The organism is Pseudanabaena biceps PCC 7429, assembly GCF_000332215.1.
Lineage (GTDB): Bacteria > Cyanobacteriota > Cyanobacteriia > Pseudanabaenales > Pseudanabaenaceae > Pseudanabaena > Pseudanabaena biceps.
The window spans coordinates 1-1,603 of sequence record NZ_ALWB01000409.1 but is presented as its reverse complement, the minus strand read 5'-3'; the positions used below and the strand labels follow the sequence as shown (position 1 = coordinate 1,603).

At 46.7% G+C, this 1,603-nt stretch carries 2 protein-coding genes; both read right to left on the bottom strand.

Features of this window, described 5'->3' with window-relative positions; translation table 11 throughout:
- Positions 1 to 111 precede the first annotated feature (111 nt).
- On the bottom strand, positions 112 to 399 hold the full coding sequence (locus tag PSE7429_RS22800; protein WP_009629768.1) for a hypothetical protein: 288 nt from the start codon (positions 397 to 399) through the stop codon (positions 112 to 114).
- 152 nt (positions 400 to 551) lie between these two features.
- Positions 552 to 1,460, bottom strand: coding sequence for a homoserine kinase (gene thrB, locus PSE7429_RS22795; RefSeq protein WP_009629767.1), 909 nt, complete (start codon positions 1,458 to 1,460; stop codon positions 552 to 554).
- Between the last annotated feature and the right edge of the window lie 143 nt (positions 1,461 to 1,603).

Genomic DNA, 1,603 nt, shown 5'->3' with positions numbered 1-1,603 from the left:
GTTGCGGCGCGAAGCGCCGCAACTCTCTATGGGGTTTGATTTTTGTCCCAACATTACTGACTATAGCTATAACGAGCTATAACGATAAAATAACGATGGTAATAGTGCAGTTTATTTCAGGCGGTTGAGCTTAGAAGGAGGCAATAATTTGCGTTCTTGGACGACCTTCTGACGGGGCGCTCGTACGTAAAAGATTTTGCGTCCTGTGGTTTCATTTACCCATTTTGCAAAGCGGCTCCATACTTTTTCGGAGAGATACTTCTGAGCGACGATCGCTAAACCAATGACGATCGCAATGGGAAATACCGAATCAAAGGGATTGCCATCGCGACTACCTACAAATAACAGGACAACTGAGGTAATGAGCGCTGATATTAGTAAAAATTGAAATTTAGACATAGGTTTCCTACAGTTACGTTTCTTGCAAATAAGTCGCTAAGCATAAGTAAACTTAAAACCTAGAAGAGCGTACCGCCCGCTTAGTGGGCGGTACGCTCTCTGGTTTTGGTTTTTAATTATGCTTAACTACTTAGCTAACAGCCAAACATCAATTAACGAGTTTTGAATGTTGTACCATCTTTAGCGATCGCTAGGCATTTAGTTTCGCAACTAACACCCATAGCTAACCATGCTTGTTGCATTGCTTGAGCTACTGACTCTATTGTACCCGTAGGGGCTAAAGAAAGTAGTGTTGGTCCTGCGCCACTGATTACCATGCCATAGGCTCCTGCGGCGATCGCGGCGGTCTGTAACTCCGCCATGCCTTTAATTAGGTTTTGGCGATAGGGTTGGTGCAAGCGATCCTGAAGCCCAGCCCTGAGCCAATTATCTTTGCCTGTCTGAATTGCATGGGTTAGTAAGGCTAAGTGGGAAGCGTTAAAAATAGCATCATGCATGGAAAATTGTTTTGGCAATACCTTTCTTGCTTCGGCAGTTGACAACTCAAAGTCAGGTATGGCAACGGCGATCGCAATGTCTTCATGCCATTCGAGATGGCAAAACTCCCAGCCCCCAGCTTGATTGGATGCCATCAGTTGACAGCCGCCCAGCATCGCAGGAGCGACGTTATCAGGATGCCCCTCCATAGAAATCGCGAGATCTAATAATGCACTGCGATCAAGCGGCGAGCCAGCCAATAGGTTCGCGCCAAAAATGCCGCCGACGATCGCGGTTGCCGAACTACCTAAGCCTCGCGACAATGGGATTGCGGTATCCGTGTGGAAAGCGATCGCGGGAATGGGGCGATCGATATGTTGATAAAACTTAGCTATGCCCTGATATACGAGGTTTTTCTCGTCCCGTTCTACCTTGTCTGCACCTTCACCTGAAGCCGTAATGGTTAAGCGATCTGCTAGGGAAAATTCAAAGCGGTTATACAGCGAGAGGGCAGCTCCAAGGCAATCAAAACCTGGTCCCAAATTGCCAGTGGTAGCGGGAACGGAAACTTCAAAAATGGTCATAGGAATCTAAAATATGCTGAAGCTGAGGAATTGTCAGTCACTGCTAACGTAGGACATTATATAAGGTTACTTTGCCGAGCCGCACCTATACATACCAAGAAGAAGCGGCGCTTCTTCTTGGTATGGCGGTTTTCAAATGAGTA